We start from the raw sequence: 19,107 nt of genomic DNA, 5'->3' as shown, positions 1-19,107 counted from the left end.
ATGAGATTTAAATCAGAACGTGCTAATGGTACAATAGTTGCTATGGAGAAACAGCGTGAAAAGGGCTTTACCCTAGTGGAACTGACGCTCGCTATGTCATTCCTAGCCTTTATTATGGTATTTGTGGTGGTCGTTTTGTTACAAATTATGAATATTTATAACAAAGGTCTAGCCATGACCCAAATTAATCAGACTGGGCGACAGCTAAGTGACGATATCAATAGCTCGATTCGCTTTGCCCAACCTAGCACCGTTACGTATCTGTCGGCTAGTAATCGACTCTGCACGGGAGATATGTCTTATCTGTGGAACGTAAACGGTGGCACAACCAATTCATTTGGTGATTCGACCAACGCGCTAGGTGTTGTTCGGGTCAAGGATTCGGTATCGGCCTATTGCAGCAATACCAGTCTCAAGCCAAATATAGCTGATTCCAAAGTGTCGGTCCTAGCTGGACCTAGCGTCAGCGTACTCAGCTTTACCGTTTCGAAGTCACCGAGCTTCGTAAAAATTGTGGCAATATTATCTACATCGGGCAATAACAAACCAGTTCTCAGTGGCAGCAACTGGACCTGTCTTGGTAGTGGTGGCGGCACCACCAGTAACCCATATTGTGCGTTTGCGACATTTGATAATACGATCTATATGAGGGGAGGTCAGTAGTGAATAGGATTGCTAGGTCGGACAGAGAGAGCGGCCAAGTCGCTATTATCTCCGTAATGTTCTTTATGATACTGTTTTCAGTTGTAACGGTGAGTTTTGTGCAAGCCGTAGTGTCTGAACAGCGTCAAACTACTAACAACGAATTGTCGGCTAGCGCACTATCAGCAGCGGAAGCTGGGGTGGAAGACGCCAAGCGCGTCATAGGCTATTGTATGGCTAATCCATCAGCCTCGGGATGTGCCTCTATCTACAACCCAACTACGACTGACTGTACGGCTATCATCAACAGTGCGTTGCCAGCAGCTCTCAGCATCACGACAGCAACTGATGAAGCAGGGGCAAAGCAGGCTGTAGTCGATGCAACTAACAAGCAATATTATACCTGCATGATAATTAATTACCTCACAGCTACCTATGAAAATACGGCAACCGCAGATGGCAAATCGATCATAGTACCCCTCAAGCTTTCGACCTACAACACCAGTACCGGCACATCTACTGCCGCAACCTCAGCAGCTTACTTTACGGTCAAGTGGCATAGCAACAGCACCTCAGGTAATGGCACGATGACAGGTACTAATACAGCAACAAACTTGCCAACATCACCGGTTTGGAAGGCGATTGGTAACTTCCCGGCGGTCCTTCGCGTTGAGCTAATCACTGTGCCATCGAGCGGTACATTCACTCTAGACACTATCACAAATAGTGCTCGGGCTGTGACCTTGCGTCCTGTAACGAGCAGTACCTCGGGCGGTAGTAGTATCGCCACGGTGCGGACTGGGTATAATGCCTATAACATGAATTATTGGGCACAAAATACCGAGCCTAATGGCTCGACCGTCAACCCTATTATGTATGTGAATTGTTCGTCGACCAATGCCTATGCTTGCTCGCTCGACTTTACGCTGAACAATACGACACCGGGTAGTTTGAGCCTATCTAGCAACAACTATTACCTGCGAATCCAGGCTATTTATAACGATGCTGATATCCAGGTTTCAGCTGTTGGCCCTAGTGGCGAAACGCTGTATCTAAACGGCGTTCAGCCATCGATTGACGTGACTGGACGCGCTATCGATGCTTATCGACGCCTATCTAGCCGAGTTGAAGCTAGGTCTAGTAACGATGATTACAGTTGGTGGCCGGAATATGCTCTGCAGTCAGGCAATGCTATTTGTAAAAATATGACTGTTGATAGCGACACTGGCACAGATAACTGTACATATTAATTGCTAGGTTTATCATCCGGCACAGTATTTGGGTCGCGATGAAATTTGGCGTGAATCTCACGTAGATGAGGATCGGTTATATGTGTGTAGATCTGGGTTGTTGCTATATTGCTATGGCCTAGTAGTGACTGGACTGATCGGATATCGGCACCATTCATGAGCAAATCGGTAGCAAAACTATGTCGGAGAGTGTGGGGCGAAACCTTTTTCGTAATGCCAGCTAGGCGAGCGTAGGAACTCACTATTCGCTGGACCGAGCGCGGCTTGAGGCGACGATTCTCGCCATTTTTGGCATGAGCGTCTTCTACGATATTTCTCGATTCATTGATAAACAGGGGAATAGCTGTGTCGGTACGAGAATCGAGATACTCGCTCAAAGCCTCGGCGGCGGCTGGACTAATAAAGATCGGGCGGTCTTTTTGGCCTTTGCCGCGAACGGTGAATTCGCGTCGCTTGAGGTTGATGTGATCACGATTGAGATTGCACAGCTCGCTGACGCGGAGACCGCCGCTAAATAGTAGCTCCAATATAGCTTTATCACGCAGACCAGTTTTAGCGTTGGTGTCGACCGCAGCGAACAGGCGAGAAACTTCTTCGAATGATAGAAATGACACCTGTTTCTTGACAACTTTTGGCAGGTCAATTTTGGCCGCATCGAGTGTTTCGATATCTCTGATCGCACAATATTTTAGGAAACTGCGCAGGGCAATCAGGTGGTAATTTTGGGTGATGCGACTGAGTTCGCGACCTTGCTCATCGACATAGCGATTTAACCATAGTCGATATTTACGAATTAGCTCGGAATTGATTCTATCTACCGTGATATCACCGGCAAACTCTTGCAGCCGTTGCATGTACAGATAATAATTTTCAGCAGTGCGCTTGGCCCGACCACGCTCGACTTCGACATATTCAATAAAATCCATGGTTAGGTCTGACAAGAAAGGGGCTTCCGAGATATCCATAAGCTCTATTGTACCATTCTAGGCTATGTCGCGCAATTTACACAAAATAACGTTTTGCGACCTAAAATGATGAGGGTTTCACGAAGTGCTCGTCTCTGATACAATAGGTGTATCTTAAATGAAAGGATGTAAATGGCCCAAGACACAGCCAAGATGTACGACGCGAAATTGAATAAAACTATTTTTGAAATCAAACACCAACGAACGTTTTGTATGATCAAGCCAGACGGCGTCATGCGCGGTTTGATTGGTGAAATTGTGCATCGTATCGAAAAGGCGGGTCTCAAAGTTGTTGCCATGAAGATGCTGACACCTAGCGAGGAACTAGTCGTGAAACATTATCCAACTAGTGATGAAAAATGGATCACCCGTCTAGGCGGCAAAGCTAAAAGTGGTCTCGATGGGTTACCGCTGACTGCCAAAGAAGTATACGGCACCGATGACGAAAAAGAACTAGGCGAGAATGCGTTGAAGGGTTTGATCCAATATATGCAATCTGGTCCAGTCGTTGCTATGGTGGTCGAAGGCCTCCAAGCCATTGACATGGTGCGAAAACTAGCTGGTCCGACCTTGCCATTCAAGGCCGAAATGGGCACGATTCGCGGCGATTTCAGCGTTGATAGCCCAGTGGTAGCTAATGTTGAAGGTCGCTCGATCCATAACTTATTCCACGCTAGTGAAAACCCAGAAGAGGCTGAACATGAAATCAAACTCTGGTTTAACGGTGAAACGATTTGCGACTACTCGCTCGGCAGCGAAGAAATCATGTACTGCAAGCACTACTAGAGTAGATAGTGATACAATGGTAAGGCGTCCCGCTAGCTCAATTGGATAGAGCAGTTCCGTCCTAAGGAAAAGGTTGTAGGTTCGACTCCTACGCGGGATACCATTTTTCTGATATAATAGCACTTATGGCAAAGTTGGAATTTGAAGGGCAATTCCCGGACGAGGAACTACTTTTTGTGTTTCGTCGACATATTATTGCGATGCGCAAAGGTTTTTATGGACTGTTGATTCCGTTTTGTCTCGGTGCGATCCCGTTCTTTATCTGGCAAAGCAACGTCTATCTACTCTGGGGGCCGGTCATCGGCTTTGGTCTGGGGCTTTTCATATTCGCGTATCATTGGATGGGCTGGTATTTTTCGGTGTATATCGTCACCGATCAGCGCATCAGGCAATTAACGCAAAACAGCCTGTTTGGGCACTCGGTGATCGATCTAGGACTTGAGAAAGTCCAGAATATTAGCTATAATATTCCAGGTTTCACAGGCGAAATTTTCAACTTTGGAACCATCGTTCTACAGACTATGGTGGGTGATATGGTCATCAATAAAGTACCCGAGTGTGAGAAAATTTACGATCAACTGTCCGACGCAATTCACAAAGCGGGTGGCGGTAAACGAACTGATATTGAGGAGGAAAATGGCTGACGCCAAGCACACACTAACTGACAAGATCGCGGGCAAGATTCCGAAATCTTTTAAAAAGGGCGGCAAAACGCCGCCGACCAAGATTACGAACGAAACGATCGCCGAGCATCGCGAGCAGATTTTGGCTGGCGGACGCAAGTTTAAATATCCGGTGCAGTATTCTAAACACAAAATCTTGATCAATGCGATTATCGTTTCGATCATGGCGCTGGCTATTTTTTCAGTTTGGTCATGGGTGATGCTGTATCGCAACCAAGCCACCAGTGATTTCTTCTATAGTATGACCAAGGTCCTGCCGGTGCCAGTTGCTAATGTCGATGGTGAGAATGTTTCCTACCAAGATTACCTGCGATATGTTCGGTCAGATATATTTTACATGCAGAACCAGAGCAAAGTTGATATGACGAGCGACGATGGCAAGAGCGAGCTCGAACATCACAAACGCAAAGAGCTCAATAACGTTGAAAAGATAGCCTATGCCAGGCAGTTGGCGCGGACCAAGAATATTGCGGTTTCTAACCAAGAGATTGACGCGGCTCTGAACGATAGTTTGAAAGCCAACAAAAATGGTGCGACAATGAGTCAAAATGATTACGAGAGCAATGTTTTAAAACAGTATTTTGGCTGGACAATTGATGAATACAAGGCAGTGCTAGCCGATCGCCTCCTAGAGAAAAAAGTTTCCTTTGCGATTGATACTACGGCCAAAGACAAGATCAACAAGGTCAAACAACGTCTTGATAACGGCGACGATTTTGCTACTGTGGCCCAGGAAATGAGTGATGATGAAGCCACGCGGGAAAATGGCGGTGGCATGAGCGCTAGCGTCGATGACCTCGACAGTAACTCGTATATTTCGATGGCGCGCAAATTAGAGCCTGGTCAAATTTCAGGGATCATCGAAGGCGTCGATGCCTATTATATGGTGAAATTGGATTCCAAAACTGATACCAAAGTAGATTTCCTGCTCATCAAAGTTAGTCTAACAAAGTTCGACAATGATTTTACATCTCTCGTAAAATCTAACAAGGTCAAAGAATATATCAGCATTCCTGCATCCGAAGAGTTGAATATTTAGCTCGTATGACTTGCGTCAACTCGCGTTGTTTGCTATAATCTACCACTAGTTGGGCTCGTAGTGAAGCTGGTCTATCACGCCTCCCTGTCACGGAGGAGATCGCCGGTTCGAATCCGGTCGGGCCCGCCAAATTAAAATCCCTATCCTTGCGATAGGGTTTTTAATTTGGGCAGACTTCGTCTGCGATTAGAGCCGGAGGTTCGGCGTAGTGCAGCGCAGCCAGAAAAGCACCCGCAGGGTATTTTTCTGGCAAGCAAGCGGAGGAGGCGACTTGTCGCCGATATCCGGACGTAAGTCCTTCTATCTTTGTTTTAACACTAGCGCGGTACGACTTGGAATGTAGAGCAAAATTTTTTCATTATGCGCGGTATAGGTCATCTCTGTATCAACTCGATCTTGTCCGCCGTAATCTGTATCATCGCTCGATAGTACGATATGATACTCGCCGTCACGAGCCGGGATAGCCTGATCGGTGTATGAGGCGGTAGGCGAGAGGTTAAAGACAAACAGATAGCCACCCCTAGCATACGACAGCAATCGCCGTTTTTCGTCTATAGCAACATAACTATAGTCAGATTTTTGCGGTAGAGACTCGATAATATCTAGTAGCGCCGTATCAAAGTTTTGTAGCCATTGGTATTTCAATGTCGGATCGTCAGCCAGACTCCACTGGCGTCGGGCGTAGTGATATGACCAGTCGTTGCCTTGGCGCGGGAAATCGATCCATTCGGGATGTCCAAACTCATTACCCATAAAATTGAGGTAGCCACCAGCATTTGTACTGGCAGTCAATAGTCGAATTATTTTATGCAGGGCAATACCACGTTCAACTTTCAAATTGCCGTCGTTGATCTGCATGTGGTCGTACATATCTTTGCCGATCAGGCGAAATAGCAGGGTTTTGTCGCCGACGAGCGCTTGATCGTGGCTCTCGCTGTAGCTGATCGTACGTTCCTCGACGCGGTGCGCAATTAGTTCATGGAATAGCTGACCGAGATCCCAATCTTCGTCACGTTTTTCCTTTAAGGTTTTGATCCAGAGATCGGGCACCCCCATGCTGAGACGATAGTCAAAACCTATGCCACCGCTATCGACTGCGGCCGCCAACCCGGGGAAAGCGCTCGTATCTTCGGCAATCGTGATTGCCTGTGGGTGAGTAGTATGAGCGAGTTCGTTGGCCATTCGTAGGTAGGTCAGGGCGTCGAGGTCAATATTGTCCGAGACATAGTCATCATAGCTGCCAAAGGCGCGCTCGAGACCGTGATCGTGGTAGAGCATGCTAGTCACGCCGTCGAATCGAAAACCGTCAAAGCGATATTCATCGAGCCAAAAACGCACGTTGGAAAGCAGGAAATGGGCTACCTCAGGTTTGCCGTAGTCAAAGACGCGCGAATCCCAAGCTGCGTGATTGCCGCGTTCTCCTTTGTGAAAGTATTGTGTCACAGTTCCGTCGAAACGGCTGAGGCCTTCGAGTTCGTTCTTGACCGCGTGTGACTGTACGATGTCCATAATGACGTACAAGCCCATACCGTGAGCGGTGTCGATGAGCTGTTTTAGATCATCTGGCGTGCCAAAACGTGAACTAGCGGCAAAAAAGCTCGATACGTGATAGCCAAAGCTGCCATAGTACGGATGTTCCTGAATGGCCATCAATTGTACCGTGTTATAGCCGGCGTGTTTGATGCGAGGTAAAACATGCTCTCTAAAATACTGATAACTGGCAACTTTGGGTTTTTCGCTGCTCATGCCGACGTGGGCTTCGTAGATGAGTGGCGTTTCGGGTCGCGCCGGCGCCGGATGTTGCCAATGGTAGGGTATAGCGGGCTGCCACACCACGGCGTCAAACAGATTAGTGGTAGGATCTTGGACGACGTAGGTAGCATAAGACGGAATCCTTTCACTGCTACCGCCGTCCCAATAAACGCGAAGTTTATAGTGATCTCCGTGGGCAAGCGCGCCAACTGGTAGTTGCAATTCCCAGACTCCGTTTTTGCCAAATTTTAGGGAGTAGGCGAGGTCATCTTGCCAGTCATTGTGCTCACATAACAGATAGATCGCAGCGGCATTAGGTGCCCATTCGCGGAATAACCAACTCTGTTTATTCCGGTGTAATCCGAAGTAAAGATGTCCGAGTGCAAACGACTCGAGGGGCGATCCATCTAGCAGTCGCCGCTCTGCTTGGCGCAGATAGGCCTGCTGATACTCGAGTGTATCGCGGTAGGGCTCTAGCCACGGATCTTGATCGGCTATGGTTGGCAGCTTCATATCCTTCTAGTATACCAGCTTGTGCTTATCCCGGGATAGGGGGATCAACCAGTGGCACTAGAGGCTGGTTTCTGCTATACTATTCACGAGTTCGCCACCTTAGCTCAGTTGGCTAGAGCATCGCTTTCGTAAAGCGGGGGTCCGGGGTTCGAATCCCCGAGGTGGCTCCATGCGGGTGTCGTATAACGGCTATTACATGGCCTTCCCAAGGCCGGAATCAGAGTTCGACTCTCTGCACCCGCACCAATAACACATTATGGAACTCAAATCACTTTTCAAAGAAGCCTCTCATAGTCGCGCCTTTATCGCACTGTGGGGTGTTATGTTTGTGCAGATAATTACACTAGTTATTATTGCCAGTTTATATATTCATACTAATCAGCTGCAGGTGCCAGTACGCTACAGCGCTTTCGCTGAAAAGCAATATTTCAGATCAGATTGGATCTATTTGTTTAATTTCATCGGCTTTGGCGTGGTAGTTTTTGTGATGAATAGCCTCATTAGTCTCAAATTATTGGGGATCAAGGGTCGACATCTGGCGCTCAGCTTTTTGTGGACAGCTATATTAGTTCTCGCGGTAGCTATCGTGTTGATAGCAGCAATTTTGCGCGTCGCAGGAATCCAATAGATGACAGATATCGAGATACCACTTTTCAAAAGTAGGCACGGCAAACGCACTGTCCAGTACCGATTTTTTGAGATGTTGCCGGCAATACTGTCGTTTGGCGCTATTATGTTACTGATCGTTCTCAGTATGATCAGTCCCCTCTGGGCTTCGGTGTATATTCTTGCGATCGTGCTCGCAATGTTTATTCGATCGCTCGGTATAGCTTATAGAACTGTGCAGGGTAGGATTATTATGCGTAATACCCGGCGGATTGACTGGGCCAAGTGGCTCCACGAACTATCTGATCCAGACAAGTATTATCAGCTGCGTCGGAACGCGCCAGAACGCCGCAGTTACGGCGTAGAGCATCACGTCGATAATCTACGAGTTTTATCAGAGGAGAGTGAAGATTATCCCAAGCCAGATCAGATTTATCACGGGGTTATCATCGCGCTCTATAATGAAAGCTACGATGTGCTCGGTCCAACACTAGAGTCGGTCTATCGCAGCGACTACGATCCCAAACATTTGTTCGTAGTGATTGCCTATGAAGCTCGTGGTGGCGCGGCGGCCAAGGAGACAGTAGCTGCTGCCAAGGCTAATTTCAAGGGTAAATTTGGCGATTTGATGGCCTTTGAGCATCCGGCCGACCTGCCAGACGAAGTGGTGGGCAAGGGCGGCAACATCACGTTCGCTGGTCAGCAATTTTCAAGCTATCTGAAAAAGAAAAAGATTGACTCTAATGATGTTATCATTACAACGCTTGACTGCGATAACAGACCCGATCTCAAGTACTTTTCGTATCTGACCTATGAATGGATCATGACGCCAAATCGCCAACGAGCTTCGTTCCAGCCGATCGCCATGTTTACTAATAATATCTGGGATGCGCCAGCGCCGATGCGCGTGATTGCCGCTAGTAACTCATTCTGGAACGTGATTAGCACGATGCGACCGCATACGCTACGGAATTTTGCCTCGCATGCGCAAGGCATGGCAGCCCTTGAAAGTATGAATTTTTGGTCAACGCGCACTATCGTCGAAGACGGACATCAATATTGGCGTAGCTATTTTCATTTTGACGGCGACTACGAGATTATACCACTGCGAATTGGTGTTGGGCAGGATGCGGTATTGTCCGAGACGTATCGAAAAACCTTGAAAGCCCAGTTCATACAGTTGCGCCGTTGGGCCTACGGAGCTTCGGATGTGCCGTACGTAGCTCGATTACTACTGAAAAAGGATCGAAAGGTAGGTTTCTGGGCGGGGTGGACGCGTTTTTTCCGTCTGCTCGATAGTCACGTAACTCAGGCCTGTATTGCGCCGATTGTAGCGCTAGGCGCCTGGGTGCCGCTCTATCTGAACTCTGAGGCGGCGCATCGTACGATTATTGCTAACGACCTACCGCTAGTAGTGGCTCGAATTCAACAGGTTGCAATCGTGGGCTTGTTGATCACGGTGTTTGTGAGTCTGACCATGCTACCTCGGCGCCCTAGGCGCTACCGCAAGGCCAAAGGCATCATGATGGTCTTGCAATGGGTGCTGATGCCGGTAAACGCCATCGTCTACAGCAGTGCCAGCGCCTACACGGCGCAAACTAAATTATTGCTCGGCAAATACATGGAAAAGTTTGACGTTACCGAAAAAGCTATAAAGAAATAAGGTTAGCCAACTAATTTTCGATACGTAGTTGCCAACAAGGGCTGCGTAGAAGGCGGGGTAAAAGAAAACCCGCCTCTTTGGATTTCTCCGGTTGGGGCGGGATAAAACTGTCTAAGCTAAAGTTTTTTACGTTCCTTAGATACCTTCGTAGTAAATGTGGAACTGTGATAGCTTTGAGGTGTTAGAACCTCGTTTGCTAGAACTGTTGTTCATTGCGCATATGATTATATCAAACTTGGCTAATAAAGTCAAGTGCTAGGGTCTAGTTCCTTTATATCACAGGCGGTATATTTTACGTGAAATATTGTAAAAAAATCGGTGGAAAACTAGGGATAACTATATTATGACAGGGGTGAAAATGGGCAGCTGTCATCTACGAAACAACGAAATTTTATGTGGAAAACTGACAACTAATTGTGGATTTCAGGTCAATTTGGCAACAAAAAAAGCCGCCGGAAAGGGCGACTTTTAATAAGATTGGTGGGTCGACAGGGGCTCGAACCCCGGACCTCGTCCACGTCAAGGACGCGCTCTAGCCAACTGAGCTACCGACCCACATTATCCCTAGTATATCAAACTTTTTGACAAAATGGTAGAATAGAGACAAGAGAAAGGAGAATATGGACAAAGATACGTTATTTGCGATGCGACATAGCCTAGCGCACATTATGGCTGCGGCGGTAAAACGGCTCTGGCCGGAGGTGAAACTAGGCGTAGGCCCAGTGGTTGAAAATGGCTTTTATTATGATATCGATCTGGGCGAAACCAAGATATCTGACGAGGATTTTCCAAAGATTGAGTCGACGATGCGCAAAATTATTGCCGAACACCAAGACTTTGTCCGCAGTGATAAATCGATAGACGAGGCGATCGAGTGGGCTAGTCAATCGAATCAGCCCTATAAGACAGAGCTACTACATGATCTAAAGCGCGCTGGTACGACCGTGGCAAAAGATCTGGATGTCGAGGAGCTCGGTCTCGATGCGAGTGATGGCTCAAAGGTTGAATCGGTCTCATTCTATACGAACGGTGATTTTACAGATCTCTGTCGTGGACCGCATCTCGCTAATACTAGCGAAGTGGGTGCGTTCAAGCTGATGCGTATAGCTGGTGCTTACTGGCGCGGCAAAGAAAACAATCCACAAATGCAACGATTATATGGGGTAGCTTTTGCGACCAAAGAGGAACTAGATAAGTATCTAGCCATGCTCGAAGAAGCCAAAAAGCGCGATCACCGCAAATTAGGCCAAGAGCTCGACCTATTTCTATTCTCGCCACTTGTCGGTTCAGGTTTACCACTGTTCACGCCTCGTGGTACGGTCTTACGTGATGAACTAACGAAGTTTGCCGAATCATTGCGCTATGCCTCTGGATTTGAACGAGTTTCGATTCCTCATATTACTAAAACTGATTTATACAAAGTTTCTGGACACTGGGATAAATTTGGTGACGAGCTGTTTTTGGTGAAAAGCCAGGAGACATCTGATGAGTTTGCAATGAAGCCGATGAACTGTCCGCATCACAATCAAATTTACGCTAGTCAACCTCGTAGTTATCGTGATCTGCCGATTAAATATTTCGAAACAACTACGGTGTACCGAGATGAAAAAACTGGTGAGCTCGGCGGTTTGAGCCGCGTACGTTCGATTTCGCAAGATGACAGCCATGCTTATTGTCGCGACGATCAGATTGGTGGGGTTGTAGCTGGGCTTATTTCTGATATTCGCACAATATACAGCAATGTTATCGGTATGCCGCTAAAAGCTCGCCTAAGTTTTCGTGATGCTAGCGATAAATACCTCGGAGATCTAGAGTTGTGGCAACGAGCGCAAAACATCATTCGTGAGCAAGCTGTCGAAAATGAGCTAGACTTTTTCGAGGCCGAAGGCGAAGCTGCGTTTTATGGTCCAAAAATCGATTTCATGGCTACTGATGCCATTGGTCGCGAGCATCAGGTAGCTACGATACAGATTGACTTTGTGCAGCCCGAGAGATTTGAATTGGAATATACAACTGAGGATGGGTCGGCGGCGCGACCAGTGATGGTTCACTGCGCATTACTCGGTTCGATCGAGCGGTTCCTGAGCGTGTTTATCGAGCATACAGCGGGTCGATTCCCAGTTTGGTGTGCGCCGGAACAACTACGTATTATCAAGGTCAAAGACGACCCGACGATCGATGCTTTTGCCGAACAGGTGCTAGACCTAGCGAAAGAGTACGGTGTACGAGCCACGCTGGATGATAGTAATAACTCGGTGGGCAAGAAAATTCGTAATGCTGAGGTTTGGAAAGTGCCATATTCGGTCGTAGTCGGTGAAAAGGAAGCCACTAGCGGGCAATTGCCACTGCGCGTTCGGTCTGACATCGCAGTAGAAGGTCGTTCCGAGACCGAATTTGCGCCGGAACAGCTCGTTAAATCGATAGCCAATGAATCGCGGTCACGAGTTGCTAAATCGTCGCTCTAGATTATGAAAAAGCCAATAATTGCCCTCGATATTGATGACGTCTTGTCATGTACGGCCCAGACGATCGTAGACTATGGCAATGCAACATGGGGACACGCACATACGCTGAATGATTTTAATGAGCGAATGTCTGAGATGTGGCAAGTTGATGCCGAGGAAGCTAATCGGCGCTGGACCGAATTCATGTACTCGGGTAATTTTGAAACGTTTACACCTATTCCCGAGGCGCGCCAAGCATTAGAAAAGCTGCAGTCGTGGTATACTCTCATAGCTGTCACGTCACGTCGAGAGAGTCTACTAGACATTACCGAGCGATGGCTTGATAGGAATTATCCAGGCTTGATAGCTGAAGTTCATAGCGCCGGCATTTATGGACGCGACTTGCCAGATTCACACCTTCTAACGAAGGCCGACAAGTTGTTGTCACTAGGAGCTGACTTTTTAGTTGATGATCAACCGAAACATTGTATCGGTGCTCATGAGGCAGGGATTCGGTCAATATTGTTCGGCGGATATCCGTGGCAAACATCAGTTGATGTGCCAGATCGGGTGGTGAAGTGCCGTGATTGGCAGGCGGTAACTAGTTATTTCGAGGCTCTATAATGGCAGAATCTGATTTTCGCGAACGTGTTTACGACCTAGTGGCGCAGATTCCAACAGGTCGAGTTATGACATATGGCGATATAGCGGTGTTATCTGGTCACGCCAATGCTGCTCGAATAGTCGGGGGCATTGCCCACTTTGGTCCGACTGAGCTGCCATGGCACAGGGTGGTGAATAGATTTGGCGGGCTAGCATCGGGTTACTATGGCGGTAAACGTGGCCATCAATTAGCCCTAGAGGCCGAAGGTTTCGAAATAAAGGACTTTCAGATTATTGATTTCAAGGAGCGTCGATGGCTACCGAGCAACCACTAATCGTTATTGTTGGTCCGACAGCTAGCGGCAAAACTGGGCTAGCAGTCAGTCTAGCCAAAGAATTTGGTGGCGAAATAATTAGTGCTGACTCCCGGACTATTTATCGTGGTATGACGATTGGCACAGCCAAGCCTACAGCCGAGGAGATGGACGATATACCGCACCATTTGATTGACCTAGTTGATCCAGACGAAGAATTTACGTTGTGGAATTTTCAACAACTTGCCAAGGAAAAGATAGCTGACATCCGTAGTCGAGGCAACATACCGTTTCTCGTCGGCGGCTCGGGTTTATATGTCGATAGTGTCATATTTGATTATGAAATAACTCCACAATCGATCGACTATAGCGCGCAGAGAACTAGAGAAAAAGATGGTAGGCGATCTGATAATGATGATAAAAAAACAACATTTGGAGCTACCGCATAACGATAAAAACAAGCGTCATTTAATCCGGGCGTTAGAGCAAGGCCAAATCAATCGAAAGCGCCTAGAGCGACCACTTACCAATACTATCGTTGTTGGAATAACAACATATAAAGAAACATTAGAAACTAGAATGAGGCTGCGAGCTGAGGAAATGCTAGCAGCAGGCTTGGTAGGTGAGACGCAGAATTTGATAGCTAATTATGGAGATCAACCGATATTCCATAGCAACTCATACGGCGAAGTTCAAAAATTTTTGTGCGGCGATATTACTACTCAGGAGCAGCTCATTGATCGAATCGTAACAGTCGATAGGCAACTCGCTAAAAAACAACTCACCTGGTTTAGGCGCAATAACTATATCACGTGGCTGCCGCTTGATCAGGTGCGTGACTACGTTGTGAAAGCTCTTGGCCGATCTTGAATACAAAATTTCTCATAATTCCTCGCAGTGTGATATAATATTTAACAGAGGAAAAATATATGATAGACTCATTATTTGGTTCAAAAACACGTATCAAGTTACTCAATCTGTTTTTAAACAACTCGGGTAGGGCTTTTTATGTCCGAGAGATCACCCGTGATATTGGCGAGCAGATTAATAGTGTTCGTCGCGAGCTAGCAAATCTAGTGACTATAGGTATCATCAAAGGTGATACTGTCGATAATAAATTATATTACGAGGTTGATACTAGCTATAAATTCTACGAGCCGCTAAAAACGATGTTTTCTAATGACGGGGCAGTTGCTAGTGATACAAAAGTCTCGGTCAAGGCCTGGGCAAAGAAACTAGCAGCGCTCGGTGACGTCAAACTGGCGATCTTTGCCGGCAAGTTGGTTCACGACTCGGACAGCGACATCGACGTGCTGATCGCTGGTGATGATATTAGTACAATCAAGCTCAAGAATCTGATGAAATCGCTCGAGCGCGAGAACGGAACTAGCTTGTCGTACACCGCTATGAGCTTCAACGACTTCTATTATAGATTGAGCGTCAAAGATCGTTTCATTACTGACTTGCTTGGCTGTAAAAAGGAAATTGTGATAGATGAGCAGGGCCTGCTGTCTGCGGAAAAAGCTCATCAAGATTCGGACAATAGTTAAAAGAAAGGTTAATGAATGGATATTGAATATCGTGGCGAAAACTGTGTGGTTGTAAAGTGCAAAAAAACAATAATTGTTGTAGATCCTACATCAGAGTCATCTGTCAAAGAAGTTAATAATCCTGAAACGATCATACTGTTAACTAGGAGCAATTCGTGGGCCGAAAAACAAAAAGGCTTTATTGTTGACATGCCCGGTGAGTACGAACACAATGATATTTCAGTCAAAGGTATTGCAGTTCATCTCCATACTGATGAAGCAGGCAAGAACTCGACCATGTATCGATTGGAATGTGATGGTACCAGGGTAGCTGTGATTGGTCATACTGATGCGCCACTCAGCGACGATGACCTAGAAGAACTAGGTATAATTGATGTCGTGGTGGTGCCAGTTGGCGGCGGCGGATATACGCTAGATGCTCGCGATGCGGCTACTATTGTGCGACAAATTACTCCGAAAGTTGTGATACCAACCCATTTTGCCGATGCACACATTAAATACGACGTGCCACAAGAGCCAGTCGATGAGTTTGTTAAAACTATGGGCGGCAATCACGAGAAAGCCAACATTTTCAAAGCCAAGGGTCTCGGTAGCTTGCCGGAATCGTTGACTGTTGTCGAGCTAGCGCGGACCGCTTAGTAACAAATAGCTGTATAAAAATATCGCCGCTCGTTCACGAGGGGCGATATTCTTTTTGCAGACGAATATTATTTCGAAGCAACTGGTGCTGCACTCTGTATTGCAAACCCTTTTTTCTTTAGGGTGCGAATGGTGCTGGTTGCTACCGTCAGGGTAACTTTCTTGCCATTGACGACAAAAGTCTTCTTTTGTAGGTTTGGCTTGAAAACTCGCTTGGTATGGCGCATCGAAAAGCTGACATTATTGCCAAACTGCTTGCCTTTGCCTGTGATATCGCATCGTGATGCCATTATGGTGACTCCTTTTTTTCAAAAACTCCGATACATTATATATGTTTTATCTCTTTTGGTCAAGTGTTCGGCTAGTAAAATCACAAGCATATTTGGTACAATAGGGCAATGGATATTGATTTTACCTATTTATTTATCGTACTAGCAGTAGTATTTGGGTCTATGGTCTTGCACGAGCTGATGCATGGACTAACGGCTTATTGGCTCGGCGACAACACCGCCAAAGAACATGGTCGTTTGACGCTCAATCCGATCAAGCATATCGATCCAGTGCTGACAATTGCGTTGCCAGCCCTTCTGGTTATTATGAACGGCGTAACGCACAGCACTCCAATATTCGGTGGCGCTAAGCCAGTACCGTTTCGACCTGATAGGGTCAAAGGCGGCGAATGGGGCGCTGCACTAGTTGGCGTGGCTGGGCCGCTCACTAACCTCGTGCTAGCATTTTTATTTTTCGTTGCAGCCTATCTCAGTGGTCATATGACGATTGTGGGCGATACGATTCTCATGACTAACGATACCATGTCAACATTCCTAGGCGCTGGTATCATGGTAAATTTGGGTTTCTTTGCATTCAACATGCTGCCAATTCCACCGCTCGATGGGTCGCGATTACTCTATGCTATTGCACCAGAGCCAGTCCAAAAAGCCATGCAAGCCATAGAGAATATGGGGATAATAGTGGTGTTTGCAATAGTGTTTTTGGCGAGCGGTTTGATAGGAAATATTTTGGGTACAATCATAGATTTTATCTTGAAATTATTCATAGCGGTTTTGCCTATATAGGTGCTGGAGTGCTATAATGGTATTGCTCTGCGGCTGCATATGATTTCCAACGAATCGTAGAATGGGAGCTCAATATTGCAATCGGCCGTGGTCGATTGATGCGGGCACCCCCTTGCGTAGTCAAGGAAATTCTATCTGCAACGCAGGGCATCTAGTCATTATAGTTGGTGGGAATTCATGAAACAGAAAGTTGTAGTCAGAGCAATCATACCACAGCGAAACAGGGTGCTGCTGATTCGACGTGCTGGCGGACGACCGTCAATCGACGGTCTTTATGAATTGCCAGGTGGCTCGATTCATAAAGGTGAGCAGCCGATCGATGCTTTGAAACGATCACTACAGATTCATGTGGGGATTTATCCTGAGACGGCTTATTTGCATGATGTGATTAGCTATATTGATCCCGACGATAGAGAGCTGCAGTATATATTCATATTGTACGAGGTGAGGCTATCTGAACAAACTCCTAGAGTCAGTTTAGACGATGAATACGATCACTACATCTGGAAATCATTGTCAGATATACAACGAGATCGCATCACTAATTCGACGGAAGTCTTGCTATATATGAATGCCGAACGTAGCTCGGGCAAGGGAATAGTGATAGATGATACCGATGACTCGGGCGCTACGATGGTCTTGTATTCTGACGGAGGATCGAGAGGCAATCCCGGACCGTCGGCTTCGGCGTTCCTGATTATGGATGAGAATCAGAATATTGTGGCGCAGGGCGGAAAATTCCTGGGGCGTAGCGATAGCGGTATGGCCGAATATATAGCTGTCGAGCTAGCCCTCGAGAAAGCCCTCGAGATCAATGTTAGGAGAGTCGAATTTCGTAGTGATAGCCTAATGGTGGTTAACCAGCTCAATGGCCTATTCCCGGTCAAGAATCCAGAATTTAGAGAAGTCTACAATAGGATTAAGAAGCTGATGGTGCGTTTCGACAAGATACGGTTTCACCACGTTCATCGGGAATACAACCGCATGGCAGACGGACTGGTGAATAAGATTCTAGACGATAACCAAGCCTGATTTCTGGACTATGTCTGGTATAATAGAGAGGCCAGATTGCTAAACGACCGCTGGCATATCGCGAAAGCGGTATGAAAAGAGGAAAGTCCGGGCAGCATAGAGCAACGACAGTCGCTAACGGCGACCGGGGGTAACCCTAGGGAAAGTGCCACAGAAACGATACCGCCTCTTCGGAGGTAAGGGTGAAATGAGTGCGGTAAGAGCGCACAGCAACGTATGGTGACATGCGAAGGAGGTAAACCCTGTCGGCTGCAAGGAGGTCGGGTCATTGGCTGCTCGCCAACCGGCCGTTATAACCCGCTAGAGACTACTGGTAACAGTAGCCGTAGATAGATGGTCGTTCACGACAGAACCCGGCTTATCGGTGGTCTGGCACCTCAGTATCTCAGGTATTTACATACAGAAATAGCTCAGTAGCTAGTTACTGAGCTATTTCTGTAATAGATGCGATCAGATTATTTCGTAGCGGTCTTGACGATAGCTGCGAAGGCTTCAGGCTCACGGACGGCGAGATCAGCCAGCACCTTGCGATCAAGATTGATGTTGTTGGCCTTGAGTCCAGCCATCAATCGCGAGTAGGTTGTACCGTTGTTGCGTGCAGCAGCGTTGATACGGGTGATCCATAAATTGCGAAAATCGCGTTTTTTGTTGCGACGATCACGATAGGCATATTGCAAAGCGCGGATTACGCCCTGTTGTGCTAGGCGGAATGATCGGGTTCGGCTATGGCTCATCCCTTTGGCTTGCTTGAGCACTTTATTGTGCTTGGCTCTGGCGGTAACGCCTCGTTTTACTCTCATGTTCTAAACTCCTATGTAGTTAAAATTACAATAATTATCTCTGATACTACGCGCCGATTGCGCGTCGAATATTCTTTGCAGCCTTGCCGGTGATTTGGCTATCAGCACTCTTGGCTCGTTTGCCACGCTTTGTCTGGGTAGACAATTTATGGTGGGTTGCAGCGTTTTCACGCATTAACTTGCCAGATTTGGTTACGCGAATACGTTTAGCTGTACCTTTATGCGTCTTCAGTTTTGGCATTAGGGTTACTCCTTATCATTACGCTCAGGTTGCGACCAGCCATGACTGCCTTTTGATCGGCGATTGCTACGTCTGACAGACTTTCCAAGATTTTATCCAATATGTTGCGACCGATTTCTGGGTGTGCCATTTCTCGACCTTTAAATACAACCTGGATTTTAACCTTGTCGCCGTCAGATAGGAATTTGCGAACCTTGCGTAGCTTGATATCAAGATCATTTTGACCGATCTTGAGTCCCAGCCTCATCTGCTTGATCTCACTCGTACGCGCGCTCTTTTTGTTGCGCTGTTGTTCCTTCATCTTTTGATACTGGTATTTACCCCAGTCAACGATTTTGGCAACAGGCGGCTCAGCGTTAGGTGAAATTTCTACCAGGTCAAGTCCAGCGTCGCGCGCGACATCGAGGGCGGCTGATCGAGACATAATCCCGAGTGGCTCACCACTTGCACCGATGACACGTAACTGCGAAGCGCGGATCTCACCATTGATTCGCACCGATTGGTTGGCT

At 47.0% G+C, this 19,107-nt stretch carries 22 protein-coding genes, 5 tRNA genes and 1 other RNA gene; 21 read left to right on the top strand and 7 right to left on the bottom strand.

The window, feature by feature from the left end:
- Window positions 1–663 carry a type II secretion system protein gene (locus IPL44_00695; GenBank protein ID QQS17555.1) on the top strand — a complete coding sequence of 221 codons (663 nt, stop codon included), beginning with the start codon at window positions 1–3 and terminating at the stop codon, window positions 661–663.
- On the top strand, window positions 663–1,892 hold the full coding sequence (locus tag IPL44_00690; GenBank protein ID QQS17554.1) for a hypothetical protein: 1,230 nt from the start codon (window positions 663–665) through the stop codon (window positions 1,890–1,892). The genes IPL44_00695 and IPL44_00690 overlap by 1 nt, the downstream gene beginning before the upstream one ends.
- Here IPL44_00690 and IPL44_00685 read toward each other — a convergent pair.
- Window positions 1,889–2,857: a tyrosine-type recombinase/integrase gene (locus tag IPL44_00685; protein ID QQS17553.1), complete on the bottom strand. Its 969-nt coding sequence runs from the start codon at window positions 2,855–2,857 to the stop codon at window positions 1,889–1,891. The two genes, IPL44_00690 and IPL44_00685, sit on opposite strands and share 4 nt — an antisense overlap.
- Window positions 2,858–3,010: 153 nt before the next feature.
- On the opposite strand from IPL44_00685, the gene IPL44_00680 reads away from it, so the two are divergent.
- From IPL44_00680 to IPL44_00660, 5 genes are all read left to right on the top strand, one after another.
- On the top strand, window positions 3,011–3,643 hold the full coding sequence (locus IPL44_00680) for a nucleoside-diphosphate kinase (GenBank protein ID QQS17789.1): 633 nt from the start codon (window positions 3,011–3,013) through the stop codon (window positions 3,641–3,643).
- 26 nt (window positions 3,644–3,669) lie between these two features.
- Window positions 3,670–3,746: transfer RNA gene (locus IPL44_00675), tRNA-Arg, on the top strand.
- Window positions 3,747–3,768: 22 nt separating this feature from the next.
- Window positions 3,769–4,287: a PH domain-containing protein gene (locus IPL44_00670; GenBank protein QQS17552.1), complete on the top strand. Its 519-nt coding sequence runs from the start codon at window positions 3,769–3,771 to the stop codon at window positions 4,285–4,287.
- On the top strand, window positions 4,280–5,365 hold the full coding sequence (locus IPL44_00665) for a SurA N-terminal domain-containing protein (GenBank protein ID QQS17551.1): 1,086 nt from the start codon (window positions 4,280–4,282) through the stop codon (window positions 5,363–5,365). Before IPL44_00670 ends, IPL44_00665 begins: the two co-directional genes overlap by 8 nt.
- A gap of 51 nt (window positions 5,366–5,416) precedes the next feature.
- Window positions 5,417–5,494: transfer RNA gene (locus IPL44_00660), tRNA-Asp, on the top strand.
- Window positions 5,495–5,665: 171 nt separating this feature from the next.
- Here the strand turns inward: IPL44_00660 and IPL44_00655 are convergent.
- Entirely contained in the window at window positions 5,666–7,630 is a 1,965-nt protein-coding gene (locus tag IPL44_00655; GenBank protein QQS17550.1) for an alpha amylase C-terminal domain-containing protein, read from the bottom strand.
- Window positions 7,631–7,723: 93 nt separating this feature from the next.
- Here IPL44_00655 and IPL44_00650 point away from each other — a divergent pair.
- From IPL44_00650 to IPL44_00635, 4 genes are all read left to right on the top strand, one after another.
- A tRNA-Thr gene (locus IPL44_00650) sits at window positions 7,724–7,800 on the top strand.
- Window position 7,801: 1 nt separating this feature from the next.
- A tRNA-Gly gene (locus IPL44_00645) sits at window positions 7,802–7,876 on the top strand.
- 10 nt (window positions 7,877–7,886) lie between these two features.
- Window positions 7,887–8,258: a hypothetical protein gene (locus IPL44_00640; protein ID QQS17549.1), complete on the top strand. Its 372-nt coding sequence runs from the start codon at window positions 7,887–7,889 to the stop codon at window positions 8,256–8,258.
- Window positions 8,259–9,899 carry a hypothetical protein gene (locus IPL44_00635; protein ID QQS17548.1) on the top strand — a complete coding sequence of 547 codons (1,641 nt, stop codon included), beginning with the start codon at window positions 8,259–8,261 and terminating at the stop codon, window positions 9,897–9,899.
- Between the two features lie 478 nt (window positions 9,900–10,377).
- On the opposite strand, the gene IPL44_00630 is transcribed toward IPL44_00635, so the two are convergent.
- Window positions 10,378–10,454 (bottom strand) — tRNA-Val (locus tag IPL44_00630).
- A 65-nt stretch (window positions 10,455–10,519) separates the two neighbouring features.
- On the opposite strand from IPL44_00630, the gene IPL44_00625 reads away from it, so the two are divergent.
- The 7 genes from IPL44_00625 to IPL44_00595 are packed head-to-tail and all read left to right on the top strand — an operon-like array spanning window position 10,520 to window position 15,449.
- Entirely contained in the window at window positions 10,520–12,364 is a 1,845-nt protein-coding gene (locus tag IPL44_00625) for a threonine--tRNA ligase (GenBank protein QQS17547.1), read from the top strand.
- Between the two features lie 3 nt (window positions 12,365–12,367).
- Window positions 12,368–12,967, top strand: coding sequence for a hypothetical protein (locus IPL44_00620; GenBank protein QQS17546.1), 600 nt, complete (start codon window positions 12,368–12,370; stop codon window positions 12,965–12,967).
- Window positions 12,967–13,281, top strand: a complete 315-nt coding sequence (locus IPL44_00615; protein ID QQS17545.1) for an MGMT family protein — start codon at window positions 12,967–12,969, stop codon at window positions 13,279–13,281. Before IPL44_00620 ends, IPL44_00615 begins: the two co-directional genes overlap by 1 nt.
- Window positions 13,260–13,709 (top strand): hypothetical protein, encoded by a 450-nt coding sequence (locus IPL44_00610; GenBank protein QQS17544.1) that lies wholly within the window; start codon window positions 13,260–13,262, stop codon window positions 13,707–13,709. Before IPL44_00615 ends, IPL44_00610 begins: the two co-directional genes overlap by 22 nt.
- Window positions 13,672–14,130 carry a hypothetical protein gene (locus IPL44_00605; GenBank protein QQS17543.1) on the top strand — a complete coding sequence of 153 codons (459 nt, stop codon included), beginning with the start codon at window positions 13,672–13,674 and terminating at the stop codon, window positions 14,128–14,130. The genes IPL44_00610 and IPL44_00605 overlap by 38 nt, the downstream gene beginning before the upstream one ends.
- Window positions 14,131–14,189: 59 nt before the next feature.
- Window positions 14,190–14,810 carry a transcriptional regulator gene (locus tag IPL44_00600; protein QQS17542.1) on the top strand — a complete coding sequence of 207 codons (621 nt, stop codon included), beginning with the start codon at window positions 14,190–14,192 and terminating at the stop codon, window positions 14,808–14,810.
- Window positions 14,811–14,825: 15 nt separating this feature from the next.
- Window positions 14,826–15,449 (top strand): MBL fold metallo-hydrolase, encoded by a 624-nt coding sequence (locus IPL44_00595; GenBank protein QQS17541.1) that lies wholly within the window; start codon window positions 14,826–14,828, stop codon window positions 15,447–15,449.
- 68 nt (window positions 15,450–15,517) lie between these two features.
- On the opposite strand, the gene IPL44_00590 is transcribed toward IPL44_00595, so the two are convergent.
- A complete protein-coding gene (locus IPL44_00590; protein ID QQS17540.1) occupies window positions 15,518–15,739 on the bottom strand; it encodes a 50S ribosomal protein L28 in 222 nt (73 codons plus the stop codon).
- A gap of 114 nt (window positions 15,740–15,853) precedes the next feature.
- Between IPL44_00590 and IPL44_00585 the strand changes: the two genes are divergently transcribed.
- The 3 genes from IPL44_00585 (at window position 15,854) to rnpB (ending at window position 17,934) form a co-directional block, all read left to right on the top strand.
- The gene (locus tag IPL44_00585; GenBank protein ID QQS17788.1) at window positions 15,854–16,525 is read left to right on the top strand and encodes a site-2 protease family protein; all 672 of its coding nucleotides are present in this window, start codon (window positions 15,854–15,856) and stop codon (window positions 16,523–16,525) included.
- A gap of 177 nt (window positions 16,526–16,702) precedes the next feature.
- The gene (locus IPL44_00580; protein QQS17539.1) at window positions 16,703–17,557 is read left to right on the top strand and encodes a reverse transcriptase-like protein; all 855 of its coding nucleotides are present in this window, start codon (window positions 16,703–16,705) and stop codon (window positions 17,555–17,557) included.
- A gap of 31 nt (window positions 17,558–17,588) precedes the next feature.
- Window positions 17,589–17,934: RNase P RNA component class A (rnpB, locus tag IPL44_00575), an RNA gene on the top strand.
- Between the two features lie 78 nt (window positions 17,935–18,012).
- On the opposite strand, the gene rplT is transcribed toward rnpB, so the two are convergent.
- The 3 genes from rplT to IPL44_00560 are packed head-to-tail and all read right to left on the bottom strand — an operon-like array spanning window position 18,013 to window position 19,094.
- Window positions 18,013–18,357 carry a 50S ribosomal protein L20 gene (gene rplT, locus IPL44_00570; GenBank protein QQS17538.1) on the bottom strand — a complete coding sequence of 115 codons (345 nt, stop codon included), beginning with the start codon at window positions 18,355–18,357 and terminating at the stop codon, window positions 18,013–18,015.
- Window positions 18,358–18,403: 46 nt separating this feature from the next.
- Window positions 18,404–18,598 (bottom strand): 50S ribosomal protein L35, encoded by a 195-nt coding sequence (rpmI, locus tag IPL44_00565; protein QQS17537.1) that lies wholly within the window; start codon window positions 18,596–18,598, stop codon window positions 18,404–18,406.
- On the bottom strand, window positions 18,576–19,094 hold the full coding sequence (locus IPL44_00560; GenBank protein QQS17536.1) for a translation initiation factor IF-3: 519 nt from the start codon (window positions 19,092–19,094) through the stop codon (window positions 18,576–18,578). Before IPL44_00560 ends, rpmI begins: the two co-directional genes overlap by 23 nt.
- Window positions 19,095–19,107 lie beyond the last annotated feature (13 nt).

Source organism: Candidatus Saccharibacteria bacterium, assembly GCA_016699895.1.
Lineage (GTDB): Bacteria > Patescibacteriota > Saccharimonadia > Saccharimonadales > Saccharimonadaceae.
The sequence above is the reverse complement of the archived record's forward strand: the minus strand, read 5'-3'. Positions and strand labels throughout refer to the sequence as shown.

What these genes read in the sequence shown, in the direction of transcription:
- IPL44_00695 (QQS17555.1), top strand. Translation starts at nt 1, where the DNA reads ATGAGATTTAAATCAGAACGTGCTAATGGTACAATAGTTGCTATGGAG.
- IPL44_00685 (QQS17553.1), bottom strand. Translation starts at nt 2,857, where the DNA reads ATGGATATCTCGGAAGCCCCTTTCTTGTCAGACCTAACCATGGATTTT.
- IPL44_00680 (QQS17789.1), top strand. Translation starts at nt 3,011, where the DNA reads ATGTACGACGCGAAATTGAATAAAACTATTTTTGAAATCAAACACCAA.
- IPL44_00670 (QQS17552.1), top strand. Translation starts at nt 3,769, where the DNA reads ATGGCAAAGTTGGAATTTGAAGGGCAATTCCCGGACGAGGAACTACTT.
- IPL44_00665 (QQS17551.1), top strand. Translation starts at nt 4,280, where the DNA reads ATGGCTGACGCCAAGCACACACTAACTGACAAGATCGCGGGCAAGATT.
- IPL44_00655 (QQS17550.1), bottom strand. Translation starts at nt 7,630, where the DNA reads ATGAAGCTGCCAACCATAGCCGATCAAGATCCGTGGCTAGAGCCCTAC.
- IPL44_00640 (QQS17549.1), top strand. Translation starts at nt 7,887, where the DNA reads ATGGAACTCAAATCACTTTTCAAAGAAGCCTCTCATAGTCGCGCCTTT.
- IPL44_00635 (QQS17548.1), top strand. Translation starts at nt 8,259, where the DNA reads ATGACAGATATCGAGATACCACTTTTCAAAAGTAGGCACGGCAAACGC.
- IPL44_00625 (QQS17547.1), top strand. Translation starts at nt 10,520, where the DNA reads ATGGACAAAGATACGTTATTTGCGATGCGACATAGCCTAGCGCACATT.
- IPL44_00620 (QQS17546.1), top strand. Translation starts at nt 12,368, where the DNA reads ATGAAAAAGCCAATAATTGCCCTCGATATTGATGACGTCTTGTCATGT.
- IPL44_00615 (QQS17545.1), top strand. Translation starts at nt 12,967, where the DNA reads ATGGCAGAATCTGATTTTCGCGAACGTGTTTACGACCTAGTGGCGCAG.
- IPL44_00610 (QQS17544.1), top strand. Translation starts at nt 13,260, where the DNA reads ATGGCTACCGAGCAACCACTAATCGTTATTGTTGGTCCGACAGCTAGC.
- IPL44_00605 (QQS17543.1), top strand. Translation starts at nt 13,672, where the DNA reads ATGATGATAAAAAAACAACATTTGGAGCTACCGCATAACGATAAAAAC.
- IPL44_00600 (QQS17542.1), top strand. Translation starts at nt 14,190, where the DNA reads ATGATAGACTCATTATTTGGTTCAAAAACACGTATCAAGTTACTCAAT.
- IPL44_00595 (QQS17541.1), top strand. Translation starts at nt 14,826, where the DNA reads ATGGATATTGAATATCGTGGCGAAAACTGTGTGGTTGTAAAGTGCAAA.
- IPL44_00590 (QQS17540.1), bottom strand. Translation starts at nt 15,739, where the DNA reads ATGGCATCACGATGCGATATCACAGGCAAAGGCAAGCAGTTTGGCAAT.
- IPL44_00580 (QQS17539.1), top strand. Translation starts at nt 16,703, where the DNA reads ATGAAACAGAAAGTTGTAGTCAGAGCAATCATACCACAGCGAAACAGG.
- rplT (QQS17538.1), bottom strand. Translation starts at nt 18,357, where the DNA reads ATGAGAGTAAAACGAGGCGTTACCGCCAGAGCCAAGCACAATAAAGTG.
- rpmI (QQS17537.1), bottom strand. Translation starts at nt 18,598, where the DNA reads ATGCCAAAACTGAAGACGCATAAAGGTACAGCTAAACGTATTCGCGTA.